The sequence below is a fragment of the Sphingomonas sp. CCH9-F2 genome (assembly GCF_001556735.1).
In the GTDB taxonomy this organism is placed as follows: domain Bacteria; phylum Pseudomonadota; class Alphaproteobacteria; order Sphingomonadales; family Sphingomonadaceae; genus Sphingomonas; species Sphingomonas ginsenosidimutans.
In genome coordinates, this window is sequence record NZ_LSJO01000629.1 from 1 (window position 1) to 6,222 (window position 6,222).

The following is a 6,222-nucleotide window of genomic DNA, read 5'->3' on the forward strand; positions in this document are numbered from 1 at the left end:
CCCCCCCCCCCCGGTGACGCTTCCGGGCCTTACCTTTTTCCCCGATCCTCACATCAGCAAGTGATTGCAGCCGCGGAACGTTTCGCGCGGCCGGGGATTACCTTCGCGCTATTGGCGAAGGAGTAGGTTTCGATGCGTAAGATCGTGACGATGGCGGCGCTGGCCGGTGCGGTGCTGGTATCCGCGTGCAATACCGTTGCGGGCGCGGGCAAGGACGTGTCGTCCGCCGGTCAGGCGGTGACGAAGACCGCGAACGACGTGAAGAACTGATCCGTCGCACATCTGCGATGACTGTGGACGGCCCGCGTTTCGCGGGCCGTTTTCGTATCAGCTTTCGGGGGACGCGGTTTCGGTTTCGCGGGCGCGGCGGCGTTCGGTGAACCAGATGCCGATGATCGCCATTTCGTACAGGATTGTCAGCGGGATCGCGAGCAGCAGCTGCGACCCGACGTCGGGCGGGGTCAGCACCGCCGCGATCGCGAAGGCGCCGACGATCGCATAGCGGCGCGCGCCGATCAGCTGCTTGCGGGTGACGATTCCCGCGCGCTCCAGCAGCATCAGCAGTACCGGCAGCAGGAACGCCGCGCCGAACCCGAACAGGAACTGCATCACGAACGACAGGTAATTGCCGATCGCCGGCAGCGCTTCCTGCTCCACCCCGCCAACGGTGCCCGAAAAGCTCAGCAGAAAATGCAGCGCCATCGGGATGGCGACGTAATAGGCCATCGCCGCACCGGTCAGGAACAAGACGGGCGTCGCCAGCAGGAACGGCAGCAGCGCGCGCTTTTCCTTGCGGTACAGCCCCGGCGCGACGAACTGCCACAGCTGGTTGGCGATCACCGGGAAAGAGATCATCATCGCGGAGAAGAACGCGACCTTGATCTGGACGAAGAACGCCTCGAACAGCTGGGTATAGATCAGCTTCTTCTGCCCCGCCTGGATCAGCGGCTGCGCGAGGAAGGCGAAGATATTCTCCGCGAAGAACCAGCAAACGCCGAAAGCAAGGCCGATCGCCAGGATGCAATACAGCAGCCGGCGGCGCAGCTCGAGCAGATGATCGAGCAGCGGGGCGCGGCTTTCGTCCAGTTCGTCGGTGGCCACGCTCACGATACGGTCCTGTCGGGGGCGGGCGCGGCCGGCGGATGCGCGGGCGCGTCGGGGGCCGGCGGCGCGTCGGGCACGGTGCCCGCCCCGACCACCTGCGGCTTTTCGACCATCACCGGCGCCGGCAGGTCGCCCGTGGTGTCGGGTCCGTCGCGGTGGTCGACCAACGCGGCGGGCGCGTCAGCGGCGGAAGCGGGCGGCGGGGACGGAATGAACGGATGCTCGCGCATGATCCGCTCGTTCTCCGCCTTCCACTTCTTTTCCATTTCCTCCAATTCGGCCTCGCGCACCATCTCGTCGAAGCCCGAGCGGAACTGCCGTCCCACCGCGCGCGCACGGCCCACCCAATAGCCCAGGACGCGCATCGCCTTGGGCAGGTCCTTCGGGCCGATCACCACCAGCGCGACGAACGCGACCAGCAGGAATTCGGACGGGGCGATATCGAACATTCAGCGCGCGCCAGTGGATCAGGCAGGGATCAGCGATGTTCCTCGCGCGTGCGGTCCGCGTCGCGGTCGAACGCCGGTTCGGCGGCCGACTGCGCCTCGATGCGCGGCTTGGGCCGACGGACGAGGTCGTCGTCGGAATCCTCCTCCGACATGCCCTTCTTGAAGTTCTTCACGCCCTTGGCGACGTCGCCCATCATGCTGGAAAAGCGACCGCCGCCCAGCAGGAGGATCGCGACGATCGCGAGGATGAGGATATGCGGAAGGCTGAAGCTGCCCATGACACGAAAACTCCTGAGGTGCAGCGTATCTAGTCGTCCTCGTCGGTCTTTTCCACCGCGAGTTGCTCGAACGCCAGATCGACGGGGTCGAGAAGCCCTGCGGCACGCAGATCCTCGATTCCCGGCAGGTCGCGTCGGCTCTTGAGCGCGAAATGTGACAGAAATTCGGGGGTGGTCGCAAACATCAGCGGGCGGCCGGGCACCTCGCGGCGGCCGGCCGGGCGAATCCACCCCGCTTCCATCAGCACGTCCAGCGTCCCCTTGGCGGTCTGCACCCCGCGGATCGCCTCGATCTCCGCGCGCGTCACCGGCTCATGATAGGCGATGATCGCCAGCGTCTCGATCCCGGCGCGGCTCAGCCGGCGCACTTCCTCGCGGTCGCGGCGCAGCAGGTGCGCCAGGTCCGGCGCGGTCTCGAAATGCCAGCGCCCGCCACGCTCGACCAGCCGGATGCCGCGCCCCTCGTAATGGCCGACCAGCGCCGCCAGCGCGCCGCGCACGTCCAGTTCGCCGACATAGGCGCGGATCGAATCGGGGGTCAGCGGTTCGGCGGCGGCGAACAGCACCGCCTCCACCGCGCGCAGCGTCTGCGGGTCGGTCATGCCGCCGGCGCCCTGAGGTACAGCGGCGCGAACGCGTCCTCCTGCCACAATTCGACCCGCCCCTGCCGCGCCAGTTCCAGCGCCGCCAGAAAGCTGGACGCGAGCGCCGACCGGCGCAGCCCGGCGCTCGCCACCTCGGGCAGGAACGTCTCGATCGCGCGCCAGTCGATCGCGCTGCCGACCAGCGCGGACACGCGCGCGATCGCCGCCTCCAGCGTCATCACCTCGCGGTCCTGCACCACGTGCATCACCGGGCGCGACCGCGCGCTGATCCGGCCATAGGCGGCGATCAGGTCATAGAGGTTCGCCTCATATGGGCCGGTGCGCACCGTCCGCAGCCCCTCCGGCGCGCCGCGCAGGAACACGTCGCGGCCCAGCCGGTCGCGCGCCATCAACCGCGCACCCGCCTCGCGCATCGCGTCGAGCCGCTCCAGCCGCAGGTGCAGCCGCATCGCCAGTTCCTCGGGGTCCGGCTCGACCTGCGGATCGCGCGGCAGCAGCAACGCGGACTTGAGATACGCCAGCCACGCCGCCATCACCAGATAATCGGCGGCCAGTTCCAGCTGGAGCACCCGCGCGCGCTCGACATAGCGCAGATATTGCTCGACCAGCGCCAGGATCGAAATCTCGCGCAGGTCGACCTTCTGCGCGCGCGCCAGCGACAGCAGCAGGTCGAGCGGCCCTTCCCACCCGTCGAGGTCCAGCGTCAGCTGTTCGGGCGGGGCGTCCACCCTATTGCGCGTCCCCGTAATACAGCTCGCCGATGCGGATTTCCTCGCGTCCCTGCGACACGCGATGCGCATTGGTATCGCGCAGCGAATAGACGCAGCCGCAATATTCCTGCTGGTAGAAATGCTCGCGCTTGGAAATGTCGATCATCCGCGCCGCGCCGCCGCCCTTGCGCCAGTTGAACGTCCAATAGGCGATGCCCGGATAATGCGCCGCGGCGCGTTCCCCGCAATCGTTGATCTGCGTCATGTTCTTCCAGCGCGAGATCCCCAGCGACGAGGTGATGACCGGAAAGCCGTTTTCATGCGCGTACAGCGCGGTCCGCTCGAACCGCATGTCGAAGCACATCGTGCAGCGCGCGCCGCGTTCCGGTTCCCACTCCATGCCCTTGGCGCGCTTGAACCAGTTGGTCGTGTCGTAATCGGCGTCGACGAACGGCACGTCATGTTTCTCGGCGAAGCGGATATTCTCCTCCTTGCGGAGCAGATATTCCTCCTTGGGGTGGATATTCGGGTTGTAGAAGAAGATCGTATAATCGATCCCGCTGGCGGTCATCGCCTCCATCACCTCGCCCGAACACGGCGCGCAGCACGAATGGAGCAGCACTTTCTTCTGCCCATCGGGGGGCGTGAGCACGGGTCGCTGGAAGTCGTCGGTCATCGCGCCGATATAACGGGACCGCTCCCGAAAGTCACCGCCGCCGGCAACCCCCGTGTCCGACCCAGCACCCGATACCGTCCGCAAGATCATCCATGTCGACATGGACGCCTTCTATGCGTCGGTCGAACAGCGCGACGCGCCCGAGCTGCGCGGCCGCCCGGTGGCGGTCGGCGGGTCGCGCGCACGCGGCGTCGTGGCGGCGGCCAGTTACGAGGCGCGCGCCTTCGGGGTGCGCAGCGCGATGCCCTCGGTCACCGCGGCGCGGCGCTGCCCGGACCTGGTGTTCGTCCCGCCGCGGTTTGAGGTGTATCGCGCGGTCAGCCGGCAGATCCACGCGATCTTCGCCGACTACACCGACGCGATCGAGCCGCTGTCGCTGGACGAGGCGTATCTGGACGTCACCCACGACCGCCGCGGGCTGGGTTCGGCAAAGGCGATCGCGCAGGACATCCGCGCGCGGATCAAGGCGGAAACGCAGCTCACCGCGTCCGCCGGGGTCAGCTACAACAAGTTCATCGCCAAGCTGGCGTCGGACCAGAACAAGCCCAACGGCCTGTGCGTCATCCCCCCGGCAAAGGGCGCGGCGTTTGTCGCGATGCTGCCGGTCAAGCGCTTCCACGGCGTCGGCCCGGTCACCGCGGCGAAGATGGCGCGGCTGGGGATCGAGACGGGCGCGGACCTGCGCGACCGGCCGATCGACTTCCTGCGCGCGCATTTCGGCAGCTACGCCGAATATCTCCACCGTGCCGCACGCGGCATCGACGACCGCCCGGTGCGCGCCGATCGCGCCAGCAAGTCGGTGGGGGCGGAACGCACCTTCGACACCAACCTGACCGATCCGGCCGCGATCGACGCCGGGCTGGCGCGCGTCGCGGAGGCGGCGTGGGTGCGGATCGACCGGCACGCGACGCGCGGCCGCACCGTCACGCTGAAGCTGCGCCGCGCCGATTTCCAGACGATCACCCGCGCCCGCTCGCTCGCCGCCCCGGTCGTGGACCAGGCGCAGTTCCTCGACATCGGGCGCGCGCTGCTCGCCCCGCTGCTGCCGGTGATGGGGGGTATCCGGCTGCTGGGGCTGACGCTGTCGGGGATCGTCGCGGATGGCGAAGCGGTTCAGCCGACGCTGCCGCTGGGTTGACGCCGGCGCGGCACATCGAAAGGACGATGCGCATGAAACCCCCGATCGGCCCCGCCACCCGCCTGTGCATGTCGCTCGCCGCGCGCCCCGGCACCTTCGGTTCGCGCTTCCACAACCATCTCTACGCCGCGCTGGGGCTGGATTACGTGTACAAGGCGTTCACGACCACCGACCTGCCCGGCGCGATCACCGGCATCCGCGCACTGGGCATCCGCGGCTGCGCGGTGTCGATGCCGTTCAAGGAAGACGTGATCCCGCTGCTCGACGGCCTCGATCCGTCCGCCGCGGCGATCGACAGCGTCAATACGATCGTCAACGAAGACGGCGTTCTGCTGGGCTACAATACCGATTACACCGCGGTGCGCACGCTGACGGAGGCGCTCGATGCGGATCGCACCGCGCCGTTCCTGCTGCGCGGCAGCGGCGGCATGGCGAAGGCGGTGGCGACCGCGCTGGTCGATGCGCGCTTCACCAACGGCAGGATCGCGGCGCGCAACCGGGCGAAGGGCGCGGCGCTGGCCGATCGCCTAGGCTTGGCGCATGTCGCCGATCCGGCGGGGTTAGAGGCGGCGATGCTGGTCAACGTCACCCCGCTGGGGATGACTGGCGCGGACGCCGACGCGCTCGCCTTCACTCCCGATCAGATCGCGGCGGCATCGGTCGTCGTCGATGTGGTCGCCAAACCCGTCGAAACCCCGCTGCTGCGTGCCGCGCGCGCTGCGGGCAAGACGGTGGTGACCGGCGCCGCCATCGCCAAATTGCAGGCGCTGGAGCAATTCGTCCTCTACACCGGCGTCACCCCCGACGACGAACAGGTCGCTGCCGCGGAGGCCTTCGCGCTGGCCGGTTGAGGGGTCACGCCGCCAGTGCGTGCTCCATCGGTGCGGCGGCCAGCGTCAGCGTCGCGGTTGCGCCCTGCCCCGGCCCGGCGCTGTCCAGCCGCAGCGATCCGTCCATCGCCGCCATCGAATTGGCGCACCAGTGTAGCCCCAGCCCGCCCGACTTGTGCGCGCGCGTCGAAAAGCCGCGCTGGAACAATGTCGCGCCGATCGCCGGATCGAACCCCTCGCCGTCGTCGGTGATGCGCAATTCCACCGTGTCGCCGCGCTCGGCCAGCGTGACCGTAATCGTGCCCCGCGCACGCCCTGAGGCGGCGACCGCCTCCGCGGCATTGGCGAACAGATTGCCGATCACCTGGCTCAGGATCACGCGATTGGCGCGCACCGCGCACGGCGTCGCCGGATAGCTGAACGCGATGTCCC

The 6,222-nt window shown here is 68.4% G+C and carries 10 protein-coding genes; 3 read left to right on the forward strand and 7 right to left on the reverse strand.

The window, feature by feature from the left end:
* Positions 1 to 132: 132 nt before the first annotated feature.
* Positions 133 to 270, forward strand: a complete 138-nt coding sequence (locus AX685_RS17730; RefSeq protein ID WP_066491030.1) for an entericidin A/B family lipoprotein — start codon at positions 133 to 135, stop codon at positions 268 to 270.
* 57 nt (positions 271 to 327) lie between these two features.
* Here AX685_RS17730 and tatC read toward each other — a convergent pair whose 3' ends face one another.
* From tatC to AX685_RS17760, 6 genes are read right to left on the reverse strand one after another with little or no spacing between them, the layout of a single operon-like run.
* Positions 328 to 1,107 (reverse strand): twin-arginine translocase subunit TatC, encoded by a 780-nt coding sequence (tatC, locus tag AX685_RS17735; RefSeq protein WP_066491032.1) that lies wholly within the window; start codon positions 1,105 to 1,107, stop codon positions 328 to 330.
* Positions 1,104 to 1,553 carry a Sec-independent protein translocase protein TatB gene (gene tatB / locus AX685_RS23260; protein WP_066491034.1) on the reverse strand — a complete coding sequence of 150 codons (450 nt, stop codon included), beginning with the start codon at positions 1,551 to 1,553 and terminating at the stop codon, positions 1,104 to 1,106. The genes tatC and tatB overlap by 4 nt, the downstream gene beginning before the upstream one ends.
* A 29-nt stretch (positions 1,554 to 1,582) precedes the next feature.
* Positions 1,583 to 1,831 carry a twin-arginine translocase TatA/TatE family subunit gene (locus AX685_RS17745; RefSeq protein WP_066491038.1) on the reverse strand — a complete coding sequence of 83 codons (249 nt, stop codon included), beginning with the start codon at positions 1,829 to 1,831 and terminating at the stop codon, positions 1,583 to 1,585.
* A gap of 29 nt (positions 1,832 to 1,860) precedes the next feature.
* The gene (gene scpB, locus AX685_RS17750) at positions 1,861 to 2,433 is read right to left on the reverse strand and encodes an SMC-Scp complex subunit ScpB (RefSeq protein WP_066491040.1); all 573 of its coding nucleotides are present in this window, start codon (positions 2,431 to 2,433) and stop codon (positions 1,861 to 1,863) included.
* Positions 2,430 to 3,164, reverse strand: a complete 735-nt coding sequence (locus AX685_RS17755) for a segregation and condensation protein A (protein WP_066491042.1) — start codon at positions 3,162 to 3,164, stop codon at positions 2,430 to 2,432. Before AX685_RS17755 ends, scpB begins: the two co-directional genes overlap by 4 nt.
* Position 3,165: 1 nt before the next feature.
* Positions 3,166 to 3,822 carry an epoxyqueuosine reductase QueH gene (locus tag AX685_RS17760; protein WP_066491044.1) on the reverse strand — a complete coding sequence of 219 codons (657 nt, stop codon included), beginning with the start codon at positions 3,820 to 3,822 and terminating at the stop codon, positions 3,166 to 3,168.
* A 100-nt stretch (positions 3,823 to 3,922) separates the two neighbouring features.
* Between AX685_RS17760 and dinB the strand changes: the two genes are divergently transcribed.
* Together dinB and AX685_RS17770 are read left to right on the forward strand one after the other, a co-directional pair.
* Positions 3,923 to 4,960: a DNA polymerase IV gene (gene dinB / locus AX685_RS17765; protein ID WP_420542568.1), complete on the forward strand. Its 1,038-nt coding sequence runs from the start codon at positions 3,923 to 3,925 to the stop codon at positions 4,958 to 4,960.
* Positions 4,961 to 4,986: 26 nt separating this feature from the next.
* Positions 4,987 to 5,811 carry a shikimate 5-dehydrogenase gene (locus AX685_RS17770; RefSeq protein WP_066491048.1) on the forward strand — a complete coding sequence of 275 codons (825 nt, stop codon included), beginning with the start codon at positions 4,987 to 4,989 and terminating at the stop codon, positions 5,809 to 5,811.
* 4 nt (positions 5,812 to 5,815) lie between these two features.
* On the opposite strand, the gene AX685_RS17775 is transcribed toward AX685_RS17770, so the two are convergent.
* Positions 5,816 to 6,222 (reverse strand): sensor histidine kinase (locus AX685_RS17775; RefSeq protein WP_156445907.1); only part of this gene is annotated, 407 nt, incomplete at its 5' end.

Excerpts from the sequence above, each read along its gene's own strand:
- AX685_RS17730 (WP_066491030.1), top strand. The coding sequence starts at position 133 with ATGCGTAAGATCGTGACGATGGCGGCGCTGGCCGGTGCGGTGCTGGTA.
- tatB (WP_066491034.1), bottom strand. The coding sequence starts at position 1,553 with ATGTTCGATATCGCCCCGTCCGAATTCCTGCTGGTCGCGTTCGTCGCG.
- AX685_RS17745 (WP_066491038.1), bottom strand. The coding sequence starts at position 1,831 with ATGGGCAGCTTCAGCCTTCCGCATATCCTCATCCTCGCGATCGTCGCG.
- scpB (WP_066491040.1), bottom strand. The coding sequence starts at position 2,433 with ATGACCGACCCGCAGACGCTGCGCGCGGTGGAGGCGGTGCTGTTCGCC.
- AX685_RS17760 (WP_066491044.1), bottom strand. The coding sequence starts at position 3,822 with ATGACCGACGACTTCCAGCGACCCGTGCTCACGCCCCCCGATGGGCAG.
- dinB (WP_420542568.1), top strand. The coding sequence starts at position 3,923 with ATGGACGCCTTCTATGCGTCGGTCGAACAGCGCGACGCGCCCGAGCTG.
- AX685_RS17770 (WP_066491048.1), top strand. The coding sequence starts at position 4,987 with ATGCGCATGAAACCCCCGATCGGCCCCGCCACCCGCCTGTGCATGTCG.